1 protein-coding gene is annotated in these 282 nt (G+C 70.9%); it reads right to left on the bottom strand.

Annotation, left to right across the window (positions count from 1 at the left end; genetic code table 11):
- Positions 1–146 precede the first annotated feature (146 nt).
- Positions 147–282, bottom strand: a 136-nt coding sequence (tnpB, locus tag ACLBX8_RS32190) for an IS66 family insertion sequence element accessory protein TnpB (protein ID WP_447716473.1), incomplete at its 5' end; no start/stop codon positions are given.

Below are 282 nucleotides of genomic sequence, written 5' to 3'. Positions count from 1 at the left end.
CGATCGGTCCGCCTCGGCGCTCAGCCGTGCGGCGCGCTCGGCCATGATCATGGCGTGCGCGGCGGCAAGGTCGGTCGGCAGCGACTCGGGCGTGGTGGTCACGGGAGGAGGGAATCACGGCTACCCGATCCTGGATAGGGCCGACCTCATCCGATCGCGCTGGGCCGCCAGGTCTCCTGGGGATGACGCCAGTCGATGCCCGAGAGCAGGTAGCCCATCTGCGCCGATGAGATCGCCACCACGCCGTCGGCTGGGCTCGGCCACAGGAAGCGCCCCCGTTCC

The sequence above is a fragment of the Methylobacterium sp. D48H genome (genome assembly GCF_053345715.1).
Note: the sequence above shows the minus strand (reverse complement) of the source record. Positions and strands in the feature narration are given on the sequence as shown.